This is a genomic window from Pantoea sp. 18069, assembly GCF_902706035.1.
Lineage (GTDB): Bacteria > Pseudomonadota > Gammaproteobacteria > Burkholderiales > Burkholderiaceae_C > Comamonas.
In genome coordinates this window covers 33,937-55,232 of the sequence record NZ_CACSJA010000004.1, presented here as the reverse complement: position 1 = coordinate 55,232, position 21,296 = coordinate 33,937, and the positions used below count along the sequence as shown (strand labels likewise).

Here is a 21,296-nt window from a genome sequence, read left to right as displayed (position 1 = left end):
GCAACCCTACCACGCGCCAGCGATCGTGCGCACGCAGCCCGGCTAGGACGCAGCAGCAGCAGCAGGCGGCAGCGACTGCGCACGGATCTCTCTGCACAGCGCGGCGTGCAGCGGATCGTCATTGTCGCCATGCTCCTGCAGGAAGGCGTTGCGTTCGTCGGCCGACAGCAGGCGCGCGGCCGCGGCCACGTCCGTCACCAGATCATGGCGTGTCTGGGCCATCGTGGTGTCTATGTATTCCAGCGTCTGGAGCATGGACTGGGTCTGCGCCTGCTCCACGCTGCTCCTGGAGGCGGCAAACGAGAACGTACCGAGCTTTCCATGGAACACCGGCAGCACATTGACGCCGGAGAAGTGGATTTTTTCGGCATCCAGGCGTTCGTTGGTAAAGTAGCTTGGCAGCCCGCCCGACGCTATCTTGCGCTCGGCCGGGCTGCCATGCATGATGGAATAGGCCTCCCCTTGCTCGTCGTAGGTCATGAGCAAGGTCCTGGACATCACCTCCTCCAATTGCTTGCCGTGCAGCCCCTCCAGAATGGCTTCCGAAGGCATATTGGTGCCCACGCCGCCATCGACAAACGACTGCATCTCACCGTCCACTTCCATCCTCACCGGCTTGAAGAAAATCGGAATGCCCATGGAAATGCGCCCGGCCAGCGCCACCGGCATGGCGGGGTGGCTGGCGGCGGAGAAATAGGTGGTTTCCTTGCGGTCCGTGTTGTAGCCGGTCAGCACCAGCTCCTTGAACCGGGCCGGCGCCAGCTGGTGCATCAGATGCAGGTCATGGAAAGTGATCATCTGCCCCGTGCGCGGGGACTGCTCGAAGTCCTGGTCACGCAGGCTGGCCAGGCGTGCCTGGTCCGCCGCGCTCAGGCTGCTCCATTGCGGCGTAGCCACCACCTCTTCCCAGTGCCCCCTGAGGTAGCCCGTGACCGAGCCGGCCGAAGCCCGGTCCAGCGTCTCGAGCGCCTGGCCCGCGCCAAAGCCTATCCACCCCAGTTGCACCTGCGGGTAGCGCTGCTGGAAGTTGCCGGGCGAAGACAGCAAAGACAGCATGCTGGTGTCGTTGGACAGCCGCTGGAACGCCGCCGCCGACATGCCGCAAGCCAGGCACACCGCCGTCAATGCCCCCGCCGAAGTGCCCACCACTCTTTTCAGCTCCGACAGCTTGCCCAGATTCTCCAGCGCCCGCAACGCGGGCGGATTGCCAATGCCTTTTGCGCCGCCGCCGCGCAGCACCAGATTCTCGATAGGCGGCGCCGCGCGAACCACGACGATGCGCTGGACCTTGGGCAGATAGGGCCCGCCCGGGTTTTCCACCCAGACCGAGCGGACCTCGGGCGTGTGCAGCCTTTGCCGCTCCATGCCCTGCGCGACCTGCAGGTGCCGGTGCACGAAAAGCCGCGCGTTGGCTGCGGCCTTGCGGAACGTCGCTTCCTTCACATCCCCCCCGGATCTGTGGGCGAGCTCGTCGAGCACGGATGTCATGCAGTTGACCAGCACATCGTTGACCATGGCGGTGGCACGCGACGCGAACGCCTGGCGGCTTTGCGCCGGCATCGCCGCGCAGGAATTGTCCATCGCCGTCAGAAGCTCGGCCCGCAGGATCTGCATGCGCGCGTAGATGGCCTGCGGCGTCAGCGGCAGCGCTCCCGGTCTGGCCACGAACAAGGCCTTCAATGCGTTGAAGACAGCCTGTATGAACGTGACCCGCGCCGGCGTCAACGGGGGCATCGGCAACTTGGGTGGGCCACCGCCAGCAGCGCCCACGGGCATGGGTCCGATACTCATGGGGCCACCATCTGCCAGTCGAGTTCTTCACCATGCATGGCAATGGCACGCACGGCTTCGCGGATGCGGCGCGCCTGGGCCGCGGTGTATTCGAGCCAGGAAAGGAAATCGCACCCAGCGCCCTCCCCGTCGCCCCGCCAGCGCGTCATCACCACCACCAGATCGCTGGTATCCAGCGTGCAGAGGATCTGCTGGCCGTCGAGCGCCACACCATTGATCTGCAGCAGCGTGCTGACCAGGCTGCGGCGCAGTGGCCCATGGATGGCGACCGCATCGTAGGCATAGGCCTCGATCAGCCAATGCCGGTTGTCGGGATGCAGCGTCACGCGCAGCGGCAAGCCGTCATCGAGCAGCAGTTCCAGCGGCTGCTCGCTGCCGGGCGCGCGCTGGGAGTCGAGCGCCTGCATCTGCGCGCTGAACGCCGACCTCATGGCGGTGGAGTGATCGGTCATGCTTTGCGCCAGGAGTTGTCATCGATGGCCGAAGACGCTGGCGCGGCGCTGGACGCGGGCGTCTCGCGTGCCGTGAGCGTTTCCAGCCGGTGCAGCAGGGCCGCGAGACGGCCTTCTATCAGCGTGGCGTCCGCGAGCGCTGCAGCCTGCTGCGGCGTCCCGGGAAAATCGCAGTCCACGAGGCTGATGCCGCCTTCAGCGTCGAGCGCGCCGACCTGCTGCGCCGTCCAGCGGCTGGCGTGTGCCACGCGCAGCAGCGCTTCCTGGCACCGGGCCTGGCTGTCCTCGCCTAGCGTGTCTATCATCTGGTCGACGCCCAGCAGCCAGCGCTGCTGCCGGGACTGAAAACGCAGCTGTATGCAGCGCCTGTCGTCCAGCGCGCAGCGCAGTGTGCCCCCTGCGATCAGCTCGTCAGGCACGGTGCCGCAACGGAAAAGCTCCCACAGCTGCGTTGAAATATGACCCAGATCGTTCATGCGCGCCTTGCAATGCGTTGGCCCCTGGCCGTCTCGCTGCGCGAAAGCGCCAACGTTCCTGCCCTGAGTCCCTGGTACGTAACGCAATGCATGCCAGAGTTCCACCCAGGCCCTGGACGCCGTGGCGAACGGGGCGGCGCGCGCGCATGTCAGGTCGCTGCACGCATCGCATCCCTGCGCGCCCAGTCCAGCGCCGCTGCCCGCTGCGCCGCGTCGGCGCCCGGCGCCGTGCGCTGCGCCAGGATGGCGGCGCGCAGGTCGGTGTCGAGCAGCGTCACGCTGCCCTGCGGCCGGGCCAGGAACGCATCCTGCTCGGCCGGCGAAAGCAGCTGTGCCGCGGCCTGTACGTCGTCCACAAGGTCATGGCGAAAGTTGTGCCGGTTCTGCGCGATGAACACCAGCGCCTGGTCCAGTGCCTCGGTCTTGGCGCGCGCCACCCGGTCGGCCCCCGCCAGGAAAGAGGCGACCCCCAGATCGCCATGGGCGACCGGCATCACGTGCAGCCCGGCCGCATGCAGCTTGCGCTGGTCCGCGTGCACGGCCTGCGGGAACTGTGGATTGCCGGACAGCAAGGTCACGACCGGGTTCACCGCCGGCAGGTACGGGCCCGGTGGACCATGCATCGCGGCGTGGGTCCGGCCTTCGTCGACGAAGGCCATCACCAGCGTTCTGGCATGCGCCTCCTGCAGCGCCTGGCCGCCGAGCCCGCGGAAAACCACCTCCGAGGGCAGGTTGCTGCCGACGCCGCCGTCGGACCAGCGCTTCACCTGTCCCTGCTGCGCGATCTTCACGTCCGCGAACAGGCCGGGAATGCCCATGGAAATGCGCCCTGCCAGCGCCAGCGGCATGTCGGGACGGGTCTGTTCGCAGAAGTAGGCCAGGCGTTTGTCGGACTGGTTCCAGCCGGTCACCACCAGCGCCTTGAAGCGTGCCGGATCAAGCTGGTGCAGCAGTTGCAGATCGCCGAAAGTCAGCATCAGGCCGGTGCGCGGCGCGCTGAAGTCCGGGCGGCGCAGCAGGTCCAGGCGCTGCTGCTGCGCGGCGGTGAAGCGCGCCCACTGCGGCTGGCGCGTGATCTGCGCCCAATGGCCATCGAGGTAGCGCGCAGCCGATAGCGCCACCATCCGGTCCAGCGTCTGCACCACCGCACCCGCATCGAAGCCCAGGCTTGCGAAGCGCACGCCTGGGTAGTTGCGCGCAAAGTCCGCGGGCGTGGTCAGCAGCGAGATGACGTCCGTGCCGTTCAACAGCTGCTGGAATTCCTTGGGCGAAACACCCGCTGCGAGCAGGACCGCCGTCATCGCCCCCGCCGAGCTGCCGACCACCTGCTTCAACGCAGGCAGCAGGCCCAGGTTGTCGAGCGCGCGCAGCGCCGGTGCATTCGCCACGCCGCGCACGCCGCCGCCGGCCAGCACCAGGCTCTCGATCGCCGGCGCCGCGCGCAGCACCAGGATACGGCCCGACGCCAGCCTCTGCAGATGGGGTGCGGGGTCCCACATCGGCTGCATGGAAAGCGCCACCTTCCGGTGCCGCTGCACCCATTGTCCGGCCCGCTGCGCTGCGGCCTGGAAAAGCGCCCAGTCCACGGTATGCGCGCGGCTGCGGATCATTGCGCTGTGCACCGGGTACATGCTGTCGGCCACGACGTCGCTCACCATGGCCGCGGCGCGCGCCGCGAACGCCTGGCGCCACTGCGGCGCGACCTGCTCGCCGGCCTCGTTCATCGCCGCCACCAGCGACGCCTGCAGCGCCTCCTGCTGGTTGATGAGCTGCGCCGTGGTCAGCACGCGCGGCGCGGGCGATGGCGCGAACAGCGAGCGCAGGCCGCGCCATGCGCCCGCCACAACGCCGCGCGCCGGCAACGGCCCCCCAGGCGCGGGCAAGGCACTTGCGCGCGCCAGCGCATTCACGATCGACTCCCGGCCTCGTCCTGCATGGCGATGGCCGCGGCCGCCGCGCGGATGCGGCGCGCCTGGCGCGTGCTGTAGTCCAGCCAGGCCAGCAAGGGCGTGCGCACGGCCCAGTCCGGGTGCCAGCGGCTGATCACCACCACGCGATCACTGCCGTCCAGGCTGCAGACCAGGGCCCGCCCGCCCAGCACCGCGCCGTTGATCAGCAGCAGCGCCGAGACCAGGCTGCGACGCAGCGGCCCGGCCAGCGCGCCCGCATTGCCGACAAACGCTTCGAGCACCCAATGGTGGCTGCGCGGGTGCAGCGAAATCCGCACCGGCAACTGCTCCTCGAGCAGCAGGTCCTGCGCCGCAGTGCTGCCCGGCGGGCGCGACGCGTCCAGGGCCTGCATGCGCGCGTTGAACGCCTGGGCGCAGCCGCAGGCCATGGTGCCGCTGCGCGGCTGCGGCGCGCCAGGCAGCGCGGGCCGGCCTGTGGCCAGCGCGTCCAGCCCGGCCAGCAGCATCTGCAGCTGGTCTTCGACGGCGGCGGCCGTCAGTTGCGCGGGCGCAGCAGGAAAGTCGCAATCCACGAGTTCGACGTCCTGGCCATCGCCCAGGCCGGTCTGCTGCAGCCCCCAGCGGCTTTCATGGCCCACGCGCAGCAGCGCTTCTTCGAACCGGGCCCGAACGCCTTCTTCGAGCCTGTCCGTCGCGCAGCCCACGCCTACCAGCCAGCGCTGCTGCTCGGCCTGAAGGTGCAGCCCTATCCAGCGCCCGCCATCGAGCGCGCAGCGCAGTGCCCCGCGGTCGGCAGCGCCAGATGCGGCGTCGCCGCCCTGGCGCTGGAGCAGGCTGCAAAGTGAGGGAGCAAGGTCGGCAATATCATTCATACCTACCCTGAATGCTCGCGTTGCGCGCCCGCGCGCGCCCGGCGCCGACCCCGCTTTTTCAAGCCGGGCGAGATGCCGTCAGGACCATGGGCGCGCCGGCAATTTCTTGCCCGCGCGGCGCCTACGCCAGTGCCTGGGTCGGACCGAAGAACTCGTAATGCGTCTGCGCCGGCGGCACGCCCAGCGCGCGCAGGCCTTGCAGCACCGCCGACATGAACGGCTGGGGCCCGCAGAAATAGGCCTCGACATCGCGCGATGCAGGCAACCAGCGGCCCAGTTGCTCGGCGTCCATGCGGGCGGGCGCAGCATCCGCCTCGTCATAGCAGTAATGGCATTGCAGCTGCGGGTGCTTGAGCGCGAGCGCATCGATGCGCGCGCGAAAGCCCTGCACTTCGGGCGTGCGCGCGCAGTGGATGAACACCACGGGGCGCTGGCTGCCCAGCGCCGCGGCGAGCATGGGCAGCGTCGGGGTGATGCCCACGCCGCCGCTGATCAGCACCAGCGGCTTGTCGCTTTCGGCCAGCGTGAAATGGCCGGCCGGCGGGAAAATGTCGAGCACATCGCCTTCGCGCACCGCATCGTGCAGATGGCGCGAGACCACGCCGGCGGCTTCGCGCTTGACGCTGATGCGCAGTTCGCGGCCATTGGCCAGCGCCGACAGCGAATAGTTGCGGCGCTGCTCCTGGCCATCGACGACGATGCGCAGGCCGATGAACTGGCCCGGCAGATGCGCCATCACCGCGCCGCCATCGACGGGCACGAGATAGAACGAGGTGATTTCCGTGCTTTCGACCTGCTTGCGCGCGACGCGGAACGCGCGTGCACCGCGCCAGCCGCCCACAGCGCTGGCGTTGCGGTCATAGGCCTGGGTTTCGGCGCCGATCAGGATGTCGGCGAGCTGCTGGTAGGCCGCGGCCCAGGCATCGATCACCGCATCGGTGGCGATCTCGGCGCCCAGCACTTCGCGTATCGACGCCAGCAGGCATTGCCCGACGATGGGGTAATGCTCGGGCTGCACCTGCAGCGCCACATGCTTGTTGATGATCTGCGCGGGCAGGTTGCCCAGGTTCTCGAGCCGGTCGATGTGCTTGGCATACATCAGCACGCTGAACGCCAGCGCGCGCGGCTGGGCACCGCTTTGCTGGTGGGTGCTGTTGAACAGCGCGCGCACTTCGGGATGCTCGCCCAGCAGGCGCTGGTAGAAATGGGTGATCAGCGCTTCGCCGCCGCTTTCCAGCAGGGGGACGGTGGATTGGACAATGGCACGTTGCTCGGCAGTCAGCATGGAAACTCCTGGGAATGCAGGGGCAGGCGCTGCCCCGGATGCCCATGGGTTTGCAATCTGCATGCCAGGCACCTCCCCCCTTAGAATCAATGACTTGGCGCTTCATGCGTCAATTTGACATCAAGAAAAACAGGTCAATTCGACACATAAAAGAGTCAAAATGACAAACACCCACAGCCTGTTGCGCAGCCTCGTCCCTCTGGTCGCCGACCTCGCCGAGGACCTGCCCGAGCGCGAACGCTACCGCCGTCTGCTCGAAGCGCTGCGCACGCTGCTGCCCTGCGATGCGGTGGCGTTGCTGCGCCTGCAGGGCGAAGTGCTCGCGCCCGTGGCCATCGACGGCTTGAGCAGCGACACGCTGGGCCGGCGCTTTCGCGTCGCCGAGCACCCGCGGCTGGCGCAGTTGCTGGCCCATGGCCAGGCGCTGCGCTTCGCGCCCGACAGCCCGCTGCCCGACCCGTACGACGGCCTGGTCGAGCACGCGGGGCCGCTCGAAGTGCACGACTGCATGGGCTGCGCGCTCGTGGTCGGCGGCAGCACCTGGGGCCTGCTGACGCTGGACGCGCTGGCTCCCGGCCGGTTTGCCGACCCTGCCCATCTCGAAGCCCTGCAGGCGTTCAGCAACCTCGCGGCGGCGACGGTCGCGGCCGCGCAGCGCCTGCGCCAGCTCGCGCAAAGCGTGCAGGACGAACGCTCGCGCGCCGAAAGCTACCGCCAGGCCGCGCTGCCCGACCATGCGCGCCGCCCGCTGCTGGGCCAGAGCCCGGCCTTGCGGCAGCTGCAAAAGGACATCGCGCTGGTCGCGCCCAGCGAGCTCAACGTGCTGATCACGGGCGAGACCGGCGTCGGCAAGGAACTCGTCGCCCAGGCGGTGCACGCCCAGTCGCAGCGCGCGGGCCGGCCGCTGGTCAGCGTCAATTGCGCGGCCCTGCCCGACGCGCTGGTCGAAAGCGAGCTGTTCGGCCATGTGCGCGGTGCGTTCACGGGCGCCGTGGGCGAGCGCCAGGGCCAGTTCGAGCGCGCCGATGGCGGCACGCTGTTTCTCGATGAGGTCGGCGAGCTGTCGCTGGCCGTGCAGGCCAAGCTGCTGCGCGTGCTGCAAAGCGGACAGCTGCAGCGCCTGGGCTCGGACCGCGAACACCGCGTCGACGTGCGCGTGATCGCCGCGACCAACCGCCCGCTGGAAGAAGCCGTGCGCTCGGGCCGCATGCGCGCCGACTTCTTCCACCGGCTCAGCGTCTACCCGCTGCAGGTGCCGCCGCTGCGCGAGCGCGGCAGCGACATTCTGCTGCTGTGCGGCTATTTTCTCGAGGAAAACCGTTCACGGCTGGGCGCGGTCGCGTCGGGCGCGGAGCTGGGCACGGTACGGCTAGACGCCGGCGCGCAAGCGGCGCTGCTGTCTTATTCCTGGCCCGGCAATGTGCGCGAACTCGAGCACCTGATCAGCCGCGGCGTGCTCAAGGCGCTGAGCCGCCAGGGCAGGCGCCCGCGCGTGCTCACGGTGACCCTGCAGGACCTCTGGCCCGGAGCGGGCGACGCCTTGCCGGCCGCGCCTGCGCCCGCGCAACTGCCGGCCATCGCACCCGAAGACACCGGGCTGCGCGCCGCCGTCCAAGCCTTCGAGCGCCGCAGCATCGAGCAAAGCCTGGCGCAGCACCAGGGCAACTGGGCCGCGGCCGCGCGCGCGCTGCACATGGACCGCGCCAACCTGCAACGCCTCGCAAAACGCCTGGGCTGCATGCAGCCCTGACGGTTTACTTGCCCTTGACCGCGAGCAGCTCGACGTCGAAGTTCAAGGTCGCATTTGGCGGAATCACGCCGCCCGCGCCGCGGCTGCCGTAGGCAATCGACGCCGGGCAGGTCAGCTTGGCCTTGCCGCCGACTTTCATCTTCTGCAGCGCTTCGGTCCAGCAGGGGATCACGCCATTGAGCGGAAAGTCTATGGGCTGGCCGCGCGCAATCGAGCTGTCGAACTCCTTGCCCGTATCGGGAAAGTAGCCGCGGTAGTGCACGCGCACCGTGTCACGCGCCTGTGGGCTCGCGCCCGTGCCTTCGGTCAGGCTTTGATAGACCAGGCCGCTGGCCGTGGTGACGGGCTCGGCGGCCTGGGCGGCTGCGGCGAAAAATGCAGCCGCGATCAGCGCGGCGGGAATCAGTCGGTTCATCAAAATTCCTTGGAGACGTATCAGACGGCAGGGATGCCCAGCTTGTCGAGCGCGGTGCCCAGGTGGCCCACGGTGCGGTCCACATGGTGCCACTTTTCCAGGCCGAAAAGACCGATGCGAAAGGTCTTGAAGTCCGGCCCTTCATCGCACATCAGCGGCACGCCCGACGCGGTCTGCAGGCCGACCTCGAGAAACTTCCTGCCGCTCTGTATGCCCGGGTCGGTGGTGTAGCTGACCACCACGCCCGGCGCCTCGAAACCCGGGGCCGCGACACTGGGGAAACCGCGCGCCGCCAGCAGCGCGCGCACTTTGGCTCCCAGTGCGATCTGTTCCTGCCTGACGGCCTCGAAGCCATAGGCCCGGGTCTCGAGCATCACATCGCGCAGGCGCAGCAGCGCGTCGGTGGGCAGCGTTGCGTGGTAGGCATGCTGGCCTTTTTCGTAGCCTTCGGCGATCTGCATCCACTTCTTCAGGTCGCAGGCAAAGCTCGAACTCTGCGTCTGCTCTATGGCTTCACACGCGCGTGCGCTGAGCATCACCATGGCGCAGCAAGGCGAGCTGCTCCAGCCTTTTTGCGGCGCGGAAATCAGCACATCCACGCCGGTCTTGCGCATGTCTACCCACATCGCGCCCGACGCCACGCAGTCGAGCACGAACAGCGCGCCGACCGCATGCGCGGCATCGGCGATGGTGCGCAGGTAGTCGTCGGGCAGCAGGATGCCGCTCGCCGTCTCGACATGCGGGGCAAACACCACCTTGGGTCTTTCGTGCAGTATGGCCTCGGCCACCACCTCGGCCGCGCACGGCGCCCAAGGGTCCTGCGCGCCTTCGCCCTGCTTGCGCGCCTTGCAGACCACGGCGCCGCCACCCAGGCCAAAGCCGCCGGCCTCGAAGATCTGCGTCCAGCGGTAGCTGAACCAGCCATTGCGCACGATCAGCACTTTCTCGCCATTGGCGAACTGGCGCGCCACGGCCTCCATGCCGAAGGTGCCGCTGCCCGGCACCAGCACCGCGGTTTCGGCCGCATAGACTTGCTTGAGCGTGCCGAGAATGTCCTGCATCACGCCGACGAAACGCTGGGACATATGGTTGAGCGCGCGGTCGGTATAGACCACCGAGAACTCGAGCAGTCCGTCGGGATCGATCTCTGGCAAAAGTCCTGGCATGAAAGTTTCCTGGAGTAGTTCGGTCGGTGCCGCGCGTCTCCCTGCTGGCGGGCCGGCCATGCAGGCGCAAAGCGACAAAAAGTGAAATCACAGCTTAGCATGGGCCTTTGCGCTCGCCAGCCCCGGCCACGGGCGTGGCGCCGGCCGGCAAGCCTGCGGATGCGGCACTGTCGTACAGCCTCTGTCACAGACCCGGCCCACAATGCCAGGCAGCCCTGCGCAAAACCCGCCTGCGGCTTTTTTGCGCGCTTTGTGATCATCGTCCGGCCCCGCTGCCCACGGCGACCGGACCAACGGATAGACCATGTCGAACACCCTCCCCCTGCAGACCACGGCCCGCGCGTCGCTTCCCTCCGCTACACGCCACGGCCTGGGCTGGACGTTCGCCGCCGCGGCGCTGCTGACCGGCTGCCAGCAGATCCCGCAGCCGCCGACCTACACCACGCCCGCGCTCACGGCCCAGCCGCCACGCATAGAGGCCGGCCAGAGCGTGCGCCTGTCGTGGGACGCGCCGCTGGGCACCAGCTTGCGCATGAGCGGCCTCACGGCCACGCCGCCCGGCGCCGTGCTCGTGCGCCCGGCCCAGACCACCACCTACACGCTCAGCGGCCCCGCGCCCAGCGGCGCGCCGATCACCGCCAGTGTGACCGTCGAAGTGCTGCCGGACGACGAACCGCTGGCCAGGCTGCGCATAGCCGAGCCAGCCACGGGCGCCAGCATTGCTGCGGACTTTCTCGGGCTGGCGCACGACGCAGGCCAGGCGCAGCAACTGATGGGTGATCCGGCCACGGGCCCGGTCAATGCCAGCTACCGCAAGCTGCTGCGCAAACTGCAGAACTACGGGAGCGGGCCGCTGTCTATCCGCATGGACAGCAGCAGTGGCGGTGGCCCGGCCACACCGGCCATGCTGCGCCCGCTGGTGCAGCTGGCGCGCGATCTGCCCACGCGCTTCATTCTTGGCGTGAGCCCGGACGCGCCGGCACGCCGGCTCTACGCCGACCTGCCTGCGGGCACGTTCACGCTGGAGACCGCGCGCGGCGCGAACGACTGCCCAGCCGTCGAGCAGCTGGCGCACGCCGCGCCCCCCCAGGGCAGCCGGCGCTGCACGGCCGGCCCCGGTGCGGGCCTGGGCTTCGAGAGCGCGCTCGGCACCGCCCATATGCTGATGGACTACGCCCAATGGGGCGTGGCCGGCGTGAACCTGCGCAGCGACCTGTGGAATACCGAAGGCACGCTGCAGGCCGTCGAGCCGCAGTATTACGGCATGCTGTTCTTTGCGCAGTTCGCGGGTGCGCAAGGCCAGTGGCTGCAGACGCAGCTCGAGAGCGGCGCGCGGATCAAGGCCTGGGCCGTGCGCGACGCGCGCAACCAGACGGTGCGGGTCGCGGTGATCAACCAGGAGCCGAGCACCCAGGGCACGGTCGCCGTGCAGCTGCCTGCGGGCCTGCGCCAGGCCGTGGTCACACGGCTCACCACGTCCGACCCGCTGCGCCTTGCGGGCCAGACCTTCGACGGCAGCCGCGACGGCCGGCCCCTGGGCACGGCCTACGGCGAAATCCTCGAGGCCGACAGCAACGGCCAGCTGCTGCTGGCCATGGGCGCCAACAGCGCAGCGCTGCTGACGCTCACGCCGTCAGCGCCGTAACCAGGCCGCCCAGGCCCGCAGGCCGTTTTCCGGCAGCGCCTGGCGGCTGGAGAATCAACCGCGCCGTGCGACACGGCGTGCGAGGCCGATGGCGGCCAGCGCAGCCAGCAGCCAGAGGCTCAGCGGGCCGCCGCCACCACCACCACCATTGCCGGTCTCGGGCGCCGTGGGCGTGACCGGGGTCGCCGCCTCGACGGTGACGGACACCGTCCCGGTCGCGGCCGGCCCGCCGTTGACGCTTTCGCAGCGCAGCGTGAAGGTGTTGACGCCCAACTGGCCCAGCACGGCGGACAGCGGCACCTGGCTGCCGGTGGTCTGCTGCGCACCGCTCCAGGTGCCGCCGTTGTCGCCACCGGCGGTGCAGCTCGCTGCGTTCTGCGTGGCCCAGGTCAGGCTCAGCGTGTCGCCGACGCGGGCCGTGCTGGCGGACGCCGCCAGCGCCGTGGTGAAGCCCACCGTGGGCAGCGCAACGTCGATGGAGAACACGGTGCCGTAGCCAAGGGCATCGCCCACCGCCAGGCGGTCGTTGCCGGGCTGGCCGCCCGCGTTGCTCGCGCCGTAGAGCTTTTGCACGCCGTTGGCGACGGCCCCTGCGCTGAGCCCGACCAGCCGTCCGCCCTCGGTCTCGAAGTCGAAGCGATGCAGCACCTCGACCGCATCCGCCGCACGGTCGCCCGCACTGTCGGTCTTCACGCGAAACAGGCTGCCGGCACCGATGGCGCTCCCATCGGCCGTTGACATCAGGCTCGCATCGAGGGCCGTGGTGCCGTAGATGTTGCCGTCCGCGGCGCGTACCAGCGGACCGAAGGGCTGCGCGCCGTCGTCGGCCACGCTGGCGGCGCGGAAGCGGTGGATCAGCGTGAAACTGTCCGCGTCCGACTTGCGGATGCGCCATACCGCTCCGCCTGCCGCGCTGCCGGTCTGCGTGGTGCCGTAGAGCCAGTCGCCGTCTTCCAGCAAGGCGGTCTGCGCGCTCTCGCCGCCCAGCACCAGGCCGTCGCGGTTCCTGGCGAACACATGGAGGATCTCGACGTCGTCCGCCACGGGGCCTGCGTCGAGCGCGGCCTTGGCGATCCGGAACAGCACGCCGCTGGCGCTGTCGCCCCCCGGAATGCCGGGGTGCTCGCCCGGGGCGGTGATGGCCGAGACGCCGTAAAGCGCCTGCTGCGCCTCGCTCCACACCAGGGCGACCGGCGCGCCGCCCTTGGGATGGACTTCGGTGGCGCCCGAGCCCGCCTTGAAGGTGCAGAAGTCGACCAGCCGCGCGTAGCTGCCGCCGGCATCCATGCGCCACAACGTGTTGCCATAGTTGTTCGTGCTGGCGCAGCTGCTCGTGCCCACGCCGCCCGACATGTACACGCTGCCCACGGCGTCGATCGCCATCTGGCCACGCGGCTTGAAGCGCTGCGGCGCCACGGGGCCGCCTATCGCCGGAAACGCGATCTGCTGCGGCGCCGCCAGCGTGGCGCCGGAAGCATCCAGGCTGAACAGCATGCCCACGCCGCTGATCTGCGCCGGGTCGATGGCGGAGGTCGACGATGCGCCATACACCAGGCCCGACGCATTGCGCACAAGGGTGCCGATGTTGGCGCCGATGTCGCCCAGCGGCGCGAAGGCGTAGCTGCCTGCGCTGGAAGGGTCCACGCGGTAGGCCACGCCCTGCAGCAACTGGCTGTAGGCACCGAGGTTGGCCTGGCCGCTGCGCGTGACGCCGTACAGCGCGCCCTGCATGCCGACCACGGGCGGCGTGATAGGCGCGGCGCCGGGCTGCGCGCCCGACATGCCGGTGAAGCGGACCAGCACGGTCGGCTTCCAGGCCTCGCTGCCGATCGCGCTGCCTTGCCCGTACGCGCCAACGGTGCACGCCAGTGCGGCGCTCGCGCCTGCGCAGTTCAGGAGATGCCGCCAGCTGCGGCGTTTCGAAAGGACTGGGTTCATGATTTCCTCGGGTGTGAAGGGGAAGGGGTCGAAGCCGGACGGATGGCCCCCGGCTGCCTGCGCAGCCGGTGCCGCACGATCAGCAGGCCGCACAGCGCGACCAGCAGCAGGGCCGGTGCAGCGCCGCCGCCATTGCCGTAGCTCGTCGAATTGCTGTCCTGCACCGTGTCCTGCGCGTTGACGCGCAGCACCACGGGGTCGGTGACGACCTGCCCGCCCTTGAGGTCGTCCTGGCAGGTCAGGGTGAAGTAATAGAGGCCGCTCGCCGGCGTGACCAGGAAGCTGCCCTGCGCCTGCCGGCTGCCCGCCCAGCCGTCGACGCCGCCGCTGGCCACGCAGGCCGAGGCGCCGCTGCTGGTCCAGGCCAGCGTGGCGGTGGCGCCGGGCGCGAGCAGTGGCGGGTCCACCGTCAGCGTCACGCTGGCCGAGGGGACATTGCCCTGCAGGTCGACCTGGAAAACCGTGCCCTTGTTGTCGTCCGCCTGCTCGCGCCCGACAAAATCGATGTAGGGCTGGCCGCCGTACTGGCTCGCGCCGTAGAGCTTGCCGTCGCGGCCTTTCGACAGGCCGATCGGCATCTTTCCATCGACGCTCTTGCGAAACGAGTGCAGGTATTGGAAGCCGCCATCGGCGTCACCGATGCGCGCGGTCACGATGCGAAACAGCGTGCCGTCGAAGGTCGGGGCGCTGTGGCCGGCCGCGTCGCTGCCGGCGTCGATGGGGCTCTTGCTGGCACCGCCGAGATAGGTCGTACCGTAGACATTGCCATCGGCAGCCACCACCAGATCACCGAGCGGCCGCATGCCCTGCCCGGGCAGCCGTGCCGTGTCGCTCTCGCTGGCAGCGAAGCGGTGCAGCACGCGCAGGTCCTGGCCGTCGCGCCGCATCCTGAACAGTGCCTGCTCCGCGCTGCCGTAGAGGTAGCCGTCCGCGCCTTCGACAAAGGCGCTGCCCGGGCGCATATCCGTGCCGGTCAGCGGCGCCTCGATCAGCAGCTGCGATTCGGGCAGCTCGATCAGCGCTTGCGCAGCCCCGCCCGCCGCGGGCGCGTCGATGCGATAGAAGGACGAGGCACGGCGGCTCATGGTGCGCGTGCCGCCCGCGATGGGCTGGGTCCACTGCCACCACGACAGCAGACTGGCATAGAGCGCACCGTCGCTGCCCAGCGCGATCCACACCGGCTGGCGGGAGCTGCCGGTGTCGCCTTGGGCCAGCGGCGGCGCGTCGAAGCTGTGGACGGTGCTGAAGCGGCCGTCGCCGTCGACCCGGAAGATCCGCCCGTGGCCCGCCGGGCCCGCGTCCAGGCCGTAGAGGTTGTCCTGCGCATCGACCACGAGGGAGCCCACCGGATTGTTCAACTGCCCCAGCGTGGCGTCGAGGATGGACAGGTGGGTGCCGTCGAATTCCGCGCGCAGCACGCCGCCGGCAGTCTGCCCCTGGCTGTCGTTCGACGGCAACGACAGGCCGAACAGCTCGCCCCGGCTGTTCTGGACCAGGCGGCCGGAGAACTGGCGCATCTGGCTGCGCTGGGTGGCGTCGAGGTATTCGACCTGGTAGTGCGCCGGCGTCGGCGGCAGGCGATAGACGCTCGGGTCCGCGCGCCCCCACAGGCTGGACGTGAGCCCGTAGAGCTGGCCGTTGGCCGCATGCAGCGGCGGCGTCGGGTCGGAGACGCGTGGCAATGCCGCGGCGCCGTAGGTGTGGAACGAGGTGATGTGGTTGACACGGACGTCGGCGACCGCCGTCTGTGCGGCGGCGGGCAGAAAGCCCAGCGCGGTGAATACGGACAGTGAGGCCATGGCGGACAGGGCCATGGCCCGGATGGGCAGCTTGCGCATGGGAGGTTTCCGTTCAGAACTTGAAAGTCATCGAGAGCAGCACCGTTCGGCCCGGCCCGGCCATGTAGCTGGTGCCGTTCATCTCGATGTAGTGGTCGTCGCGCACGTTCTCGAGCGCCAGCCGCACGGTGGTCTGCGGGTTCAGCTCATAGGCGGCCCAGAGGTCGTAGACGCGCCACGGCGTCGCATCGGCCGTGATCCACTGGCTGCGGTTGTGTGCGGGGCGCTCGTCGCGCAACCGGGCACCGAGCGTGAGCTTGCGCTCGAGCAGCCTGACGCCGCCGCCCAGCATCAGCCGGCGCGCGGGAGGCAGCACGTACCAGATGTCGGCGCCGTTCGACTGGCCGAGGCTGGTGGGCGGGAAGCCGACCAGGCTGCCGAGCGGAAACGGATCGTAGCCGCCGCGCCCGGTGTCGATCAGCGTGCGGGTGTAGGAGAGCGATGCGAAGACCGGCCCGGCGTCGTACTCGGCCTGCAGCTCCAGCCCGCGAAAGCGCGTCGGATCCTGCAGGTTGACGAAGGCCATCGGTCCGGTGCCGCCGCCGGCCACGCTGATCGGCGACATGATCCGCGCCTGCGCGATGTAGTTCTCCACACGGGTGTCGAACCATGCCGTCTTCAGGCGCAGCTTGTCGCCTCGGGCGAGCAGGCCGTCGAACATCAGATTGGCACCGATCTCGGCATTGCGCGAACGCTCTTCCCTGAGCCCCGGGTTCGGGTAGTAGGGAAAGAGGTTGCCCACGTGCATGCCCCACATCAGCGATTCGGTGATGGCCGCCGGCCGCAGACCCTGGCCGTAACTGGCGAAGAGCTGCAGGCGATCGATAGGGCGCGCAGCGATGCTCAGCTTGGGCGCGAAGGCCCCTGCGTGGCGGTCGACGTCGAAGTTGCCGTAGACCAGCGTATGGGGTGGCCGCACACCCGCGGGGTTGGCGATGCGCCCCACGTACATCTGGCCCTCGCCCTGCAGGCCGTACCAGTCGTAGCGCAGGCCGGCGCTGGCTTCGAGCCAGTCTCCGTACAGCAGCGTGAGTTCCGAGAAAGCACTCGCCACGGTGCGCCGGCCTTCGGGCGTCGCGCCGGTGAACCACAGCGACTGGCCGTCGCCTTGCGGCTGGGCCTGGGGACGCGTCCAGTCGTGGAAGAACTCCCCTCCGGTCTTGACGAGGGCGCCCATCGCCCCGGTCTTCAGGCGCGCGGTGTTCTCGACGGTGGCGCCGACGGTGTTCGTCTCGTACTGGATCTGGAAGGCGCCGTAGTCCAGCGAGGTGCTGGCCTCGCGCTGCTGGTAGGTCTGGGTACGGGTGAAGTAGAGGCTGGAGCGCAGGTCGACCAGTGGCGAGTCCGGGGTCCAGTGGTGGTTGAGCAGCACGGTGTCGCTGCGCACCTGGTTGCGGCTGGCCGTCGCGATTTCGTCCGCGGTGCGCGCGCCTTCGCTGAAGCGCGCGTCCAGCCCGATGTAGCTCAGCTTGAGTTCCTGGTCGCGCGTCAGCCGGGTGGTGGCCTTGAGCAATGCGGACCACTGGTCCTGGCCCGTCATGAGCGAGGTCGGCGCCATGTCCTGCAGCGCGGGGCGGTAGTTGCGCTTGCCCCAGTCGAACTGCCCGACCTTCTTGCGCCCGACCGCCGCCAGCAGGCTGCCGTCTTCGCCCAGGCGCCACGCGCCGGCCAGGCTGCCGGAGAAATCATAGGCGTTGGTGCCGGTGGTGGTGTTGACCCGCGAGCCGCTGCTGCGGCCGTCCCCTATCAGGTCCTCGGCCTCCAGCGTGCGGAAGTTGACCGTGCCGGCGATCATCCCCGCGCCCCCCACCGTGGAGCTGGGCCCCTTGGTGATGTCCACGCCGCCCAGCAGCTCGGGATCGAGGTAGACCGCGCCATTGGAGCCGTGGCCGCTTTGCTGGTAGTTCTGCCGCGTGCCGTCGATCATCACGTTGACCCGGCCGAAGTCCTGCATGCCGCGCAGGTTGACCGATACGCCGGGGCTCTGGCGGCCCTGCGAGGTGTAGACGCCCGGCACGTCGGCCAGCACATCGGAGGTGTTGCGCGGTGGCAGCCGGTCTATGTCCTCGCGCGTCACCACGGCCAGGGAGCCGGGCGTGTCGAAGACCTCCTGGCGCCGGTCGCGCCGGGCCGTCACGGTGGTGAGGGGCAGCGTCACGGCCGGTGCATCGCTCGCCGGCGTGACCCCGCTGGTGGCGCGCTGCGTGGTCTGCAGCACGTAATGGCCGGGGGCCTGCGCGCGCGCCACGTAGCCGGAGCCCGCCAGCAACGCGGCCAGGCCCGTCTCGACGGAAAAGCGCCCCTCGAGCCCGCGGCTGCGCAGGCCCGTGACCTGCTGCGGCGTGAACGACAGCGTGATGCCGGCCTGCCGCGCGAAGCGGTTGAGCGTGTCGTCCAGCGGTCCGGCCACGAGCTGGTAGGCACGCGCGCCGGCATCGGCGAGCTGCGCCGCCGCCGGCGCAGGGGGCGGTGCGACGACCTGGGTCAGGCCTGCGACAGGCAAGCACAGCACGCCGTGCAGGCAGACAGCCAGCGCGGCGGGCCGCAAGCGGGCGGGCGGGGAGTGAAGAGGAGGCATGGCGATAGAAAAGGCGTATGTCCTGTCCATGCCGAACGGGACGCCAGATTTCGACAGAAAAATGAAAAAATTTTCAGCGCATCGACACCTGCACCCAGAAACGGGTCCGGTAGTCGATGCGCACGGGCAGGACGCTGGGCAGGACCGCCAGCAACCGCTCCGTATCGTCGAGCCGGTAGACGCCAGACAGCCGCAACGCGGCCGCGCGCGGGTCGCAGCCCACGTGGCCACGGCGGTAGCGACCGACCTCGGTCAGGAAATCGGCAAGCCGCATGTCGCGCAGCACCAGCGCGCCATCGGTCCAGCCCGTCGGGTCGAGGCCGCCCGTGTCGGCCGGCACGGCGCCGCTTGCGCTGAGCCGGTAGATGGCGCCGGCACGCGCAACAGTGCGCCCGTCATCCGGCGCAGCCTGCGCGGGCTGCATCGCCACCGCGCCCTCCTCGACCACCAGCAGGCTGAAGGCGGGCGCGAGCCGCACGACGAAACGCGTGCCTAGCGCTTCGAACAGGCCGTCGCGCGTCTGCACGCGCAGCGGTCGCCACGTCGATGCCGCAGCATCGGCGCCGGAACGCAGCGCGATCTCGCCGCGCGTGAGAACCAGCAGGCGCTGCAATCCATCGAAGCGCAGCTGCACGGCGCTATCGGTATTGAGCGAGAGCGCCGTGCCGTCCGGCAGCGTCACGGTGCGCCGCTCGCCCTTGGCCGTGGCGAAGTCCGCCGACAGGCGCTGCCACGGCGCGATTTCATGCGTCAGCCAGGCAACCGGGGCCACGGTGGCGGCGCCGATCGAGAGCTTGGCCAGCAGCCGACGGCGGCTCAGCCGCTGCGCGCCGGTCTGCAGGGCGTCGAAAGACGCCTGGCCCGCGCCGCCGGACAGGGCGCGAAAATCCGCCTGCAGCGCCTGGCCGACCTCCTGGGCGCGCAGCCAGGCGCGCTCATGCTCGGGGTGGGCGCTGCGCCACTGCTCGAACGCGCGGTGCATGCGGGCATCGGCGCTGCCCGACTGCAGCCGGGCCATCCAGAGAAAGGCCTGGCGGACGGGCAGGGACTGGGCGGCAGCGGGCCTGGGCAGCATGTCAGGCGGCACTCAGCGCGATATGGCAGTGGTACAGCCCCTCGGCGACGTAGCGGTCGACCGAGCGCGCGCTCACGCCCATGCGTTCGGCGATCGCCCCATGGTGCATCTCCTCGATCTGCGCCAGCAGGAAGGCAGTGCGCACCTTGGGCTTGAGGCCGTCGAGCAACTGGTCTATGCGTGCCAGCGTCTCGACGATGACGAGATGCGCCTCGGGCGACGGCGCGAACTGCTCGGGCTGGCGCAACAGCGCCTCCCGGTAGGCGCGCTCGATTTCCTGGCGCCGCCAGGTGTCGATCACCAGGCCCCTGGCCACCGTGGTGAGAAAGGCCCGCGGCTCGGCAATGCGGGTCCTGCTGCGCGAGGCCAGCACGCGCACGAAAGTGTCATGTGCGATGTCCGCGGCATCCGCCGCATTCGACAGCTTCTTGCGCAGCCACATCTGCAGCCAGCCGTGATGCTCGACGTAAAGCGCCTCGACGGCGGGAACACTGGAGGGCTGCGGCGGTAAGGTGGACACGGCGGGAGGCTCCATTCGGGCGAGCTGCCCCGCACCGTAGAAGCCGGCCGAAACAACTCAAATGAGAATTAATCGCATTGTAGCGGCCATTGCAAAGAATGCGGAAGGGGCATGCGTTTGGGCACGCTCCGCCACTGGCGGGAAATCGCCGCCAGACGTTCGACGGCATCCATCTCTGCGGTGCGTGGGTCGCATTCGGCGTCCATGACCACGGTCTGCCCTCTCGGCCCAGCGCAACGATCCGCTCGCCGGGGCGGCCCTGGCGTCGCCCGAACACCGCCTGCGCGCGGAACCCCGCATCGTCCAGCACCTGCCGGGCATCGGCGCCCGGGTTCGCCTTGACCGACTACGATGGGGAAGGCGCGAATCTGGTGTTCAATATATACCGCTGGGTATGACATGACCCATCCAGCGCCCACCTATACGACACCCCCTTGCCGACCCGCCTCCCACCGCCCTGGCGCGCGATCCGCTGCTGGCCGCGGACGGGCGCCGGCGCTGTCCCACGGCCGCCGCTACGCCCAGGCCCTGGAGCAGGAATGCTGTCATCGGTCTGCGCGCTGCCCCCTCCAAGGAGATTCCATGAAGAAGCGAATGGCGCTTGCGCTGATGATCTGTACCGGCCTGCTGGCCGCGCTGCCTGCAGCCCGGGCCGCGGACTTTCCCACCCAGCCGCTGCGCTGGCTGGTGCCCTACCCGGCCGGAGGCGGATCGGACTTCATGGCGCGCGTCGTCGCCCAGCCCCTGGGCCTGGAGCTGCAGCAGTCGGTGGCGATCGAGAACAAGCCCGGAGGCAACGGCGCGGTCGCCGTCGCCGACCTGCTGCGCGCAGCGCCCGACGGCCACACGCTGCTCAACGTGGACAACGGCACGCTGGTCTTCAACGCCGCGCTCTACAAGAACCTGAGCTACGCGCCGGCGCGCGACCTGGCCCTGGTCACGCTGCTGGCGCGCACACCGATGATCCTGCTGGCCGGCCCGGGCAGCCAGGCGCGCAACGTCCAGGCCTTTTTCGCCGAAGCGCGCCGCGGCCCGGGACGCCTGAGCTACGGCTCGGCCGGTGCAGGCAGCCCGCAGCACCTGGCGATGGAACTGCTCAAGAAGCAGGCCGGTCTGTCCATGACGCATGTTCCCTACCGCGGTTCCGCGCCGGCACTCAGCGATCTGGTCGGCGGGCAGATCCCGGCCGTGATGAGCGACTACGCGCCCGCCAGCGGCTTTCTCAAGACCGGCAAGCTGCGCGCGCTGGCCGTGGCCGACACCCGGCGCCACCCGCTGCTGCCCGACGTGCCCACCTTCGAGGAACTGGGCCTGGCCGAAATGCAGGCCACGGCCCTGATCGGCGTCGCGGTGCGCGCCACCACGCCCGCTGACACCGTGGCGGCGCTGCAGCAGGCCATCGCGGCCGCGCTGCAGCGGCCCGAAGTGCACGCCAGGTACACCGATCTAGGCCTGGAGCCCGTGGCCGGCACGCCCCAGGCCTTCGAAGAGCTGGTGCGCGCGGAAACCGCGCGCTGGCACCCGTTGATTCGCAGCCAGCGCATAGCGCTCGAGTGAGACACGCGCCGCGCGCACGCCCACGTGT

16 protein-coding genes are annotated in these 21,296 nt (G+C 69.7%); 3 read left to right on the top strand and 13 right to left on the bottom strand.

The genetic code is table 11. The annotated features are described in order from the left end of the window. Nucleotides 1-42: 42 nt before the first annotated feature. The 6 genes from GVL12_RS05085 to hmpA form a co-directional block, all read right to left on the bottom strand. Nucleotides 43-1,791 carry a patatin-like phospholipase family protein gene (locus GVL12_RS05085; RefSeq protein WP_159911578.1) on the bottom strand — a complete coding sequence of 583 codons (1,749 nt, stop codon included), beginning with the start codon at nt 1,789-1,791 and terminating at the stop codon, nt 43-45. Continuing rightward, nucleotides 1,788-2,243 (bottom strand): hypothetical protein, encoded by a 456-nt coding sequence (locus GVL12_RS05080; RefSeq protein ID WP_159911577.1) that lies wholly within the window; start codon nt 2,241-2,243, stop codon nt 1,788-1,790. Before GVL12_RS05080 ends, GVL12_RS05085 begins: the two co-directional genes overlap by 4 nt. Beyond that, a complete protein-coding gene (locus GVL12_RS05075) occupies nt 2,240-2,719 on the bottom strand; it encodes a hypothetical protein (RefSeq protein WP_159911576.1) in 480 nt (159 codons plus the stop codon). The genes GVL12_RS05080 and GVL12_RS05075 overlap by 4 nt, the downstream gene beginning before the upstream one ends. A 149-nt stretch (nt 2,720-2,868) precedes the next feature. Further along, complete coding sequence (locus tag GVL12_RS05070) at nt 2,869-4,629, bottom strand: patatin-like phospholipase family protein (RefSeq protein ID WP_159911575.1); 1,761 nt, start codon at nt 4,627-4,629, stop codon at nt 2,869-2,871. Then, complete coding sequence (locus GVL12_RS05065; protein ID WP_159911574.1) at nt 4,626-5,501, bottom strand: hypothetical protein; 876 nt, start codon at nt 5,499-5,501, stop codon at nt 4,626-4,628. The genes GVL12_RS05070 and GVL12_RS05065 overlap by 4 nt, the downstream gene beginning before the upstream one ends. A gap of 121 nt (nt 5,502-5,622) precedes the next feature. Then, complete coding sequence (gene hmpA / locus GVL12_RS05060) at nt 5,623-6,786, bottom strand: NO-inducible flavohemoprotein (RefSeq protein WP_159911573.1); 1,164 nt, start codon at nt 6,784-6,786, stop codon at nt 5,623-5,625. A gap of 160 nt (nt 6,787-6,946) precedes the next feature. On the opposite strand from hmpA, the gene norR reads away from it, so the two are divergent. Next, nucleotides 6,947-8,536 carry a nitric oxide reductase transcriptional regulator NorR gene (norR, locus tag GVL12_RS05055; protein WP_159911572.1) on the top strand — a complete coding sequence of 530 codons (1,590 nt, stop codon included), beginning with the start codon at nt 6,947-6,949 and terminating at the stop codon, nt 8,534-8,536. A gap of 4 nt (nt 8,537-8,540) precedes the next feature. Here the strand turns inward: norR and GVL12_RS05050 are convergent, their stop codons facing one another. Further along, a complete protein-coding gene (locus GVL12_RS05050) occupies nt 8,541-8,951 on the bottom strand; it encodes an FKBP-type peptidyl-prolyl cis-trans isomerase (protein ID WP_159911571.1) in 411 nt (136 codons plus the stop codon). 20 nt (nt 8,952-8,971) lie between these two features. Next, nucleotides 8,972-10,117, bottom strand: coding sequence for an aminotransferase class V-fold PLP-dependent enzyme (locus GVL12_RS05045; RefSeq protein ID WP_159911570.1), 1,146 nt, complete (start codon nt 10,115-10,117; stop codon nt 8,972-8,974). A gap of 304 nt (nt 10,118-10,421) precedes the next feature. Between GVL12_RS05045 and GVL12_RS05040 the strand changes: the two genes are divergently transcribed. Next, complete coding sequence (locus GVL12_RS05040) at nt 10,422-11,762, top strand: glycosyl hydrolase family 79 C-terminal domain-containing protein (RefSeq protein ID WP_159911569.1); 1,341 nt, start codon at nt 10,422-10,424, stop codon at nt 11,760-11,762. A 54-nt stretch (nt 11,763-11,816) separates the two neighbouring features. Here GVL12_RS05040 and GVL12_RS05035 read toward each other — a convergent pair whose 3' ends face one another. The 5 genes from GVL12_RS05035 to GVL12_RS05015 all read right to left on the bottom strand — a co-directional run bounded on the left by GVL12_RS05035 (nt 11,817) and on the right by GVL12_RS05015 (nt 19,711). Continuing rightward, a complete protein-coding gene (locus GVL12_RS05035; RefSeq protein WP_159911568.1) occupies nt 11,817-13,700 on the bottom strand; it encodes a choice-of-anchor tandem repeat GloVer-containing protein in 1,884 nt (627 codons plus the stop codon). Continuing rightward, nucleotides 13,697-15,538, bottom strand: coding sequence for a choice-of-anchor tandem repeat GloVer-containing protein (locus tag GVL12_RS05030; RefSeq protein WP_159911567.1), 1,842 nt, complete (start codon nt 15,536-15,538; stop codon nt 13,697-13,699). The genes GVL12_RS05035 and GVL12_RS05030 overlap by 4 nt, the downstream gene beginning before the upstream one ends. Before the next feature lie 13 nt (nt 15,539-15,551). Continuing rightward, complete coding sequence (locus GVL12_RS05025; protein WP_159911566.1) at nt 15,552-18,116, bottom strand: TonB-dependent receptor; 2,565 nt, start codon at nt 18,114-18,116, stop codon at nt 15,552-15,554. A gap of 73 nt (nt 18,117-18,189) precedes the next feature. After that, nucleotides 18,190-19,191 (bottom strand): FecR domain-containing protein, encoded by a 1,002-nt coding sequence (locus GVL12_RS05020; RefSeq protein WP_159911565.1) that lies wholly within the window; start codon nt 19,189-19,191, stop codon nt 18,190-18,192. Nucleotide 19,192: 1 nt separating this feature from the next. Further along, complete coding sequence (locus GVL12_RS05015; RefSeq protein WP_235033804.1) at nt 19,193-19,711, bottom strand: sigma-70 family RNA polymerase sigma factor; 519 nt, start codon at nt 19,709-19,711, stop codon at nt 19,193-19,195. Between the two features lie 582 nt (nt 19,712-20,293). Here GVL12_RS05015 and GVL12_RS05010 point away from each other — a divergent pair. Continuing rightward, on the top strand, nt 20,294-21,268 hold the full coding sequence (locus GVL12_RS05010; RefSeq protein WP_159911563.1) for a tripartite tricarboxylate transporter substrate binding protein: 975 nt from the start codon (nt 20,294-20,296) through the stop codon (nt 21,266-21,268). Nucleotides 21,269-21,296: the final 28 nt, after the last annotated feature.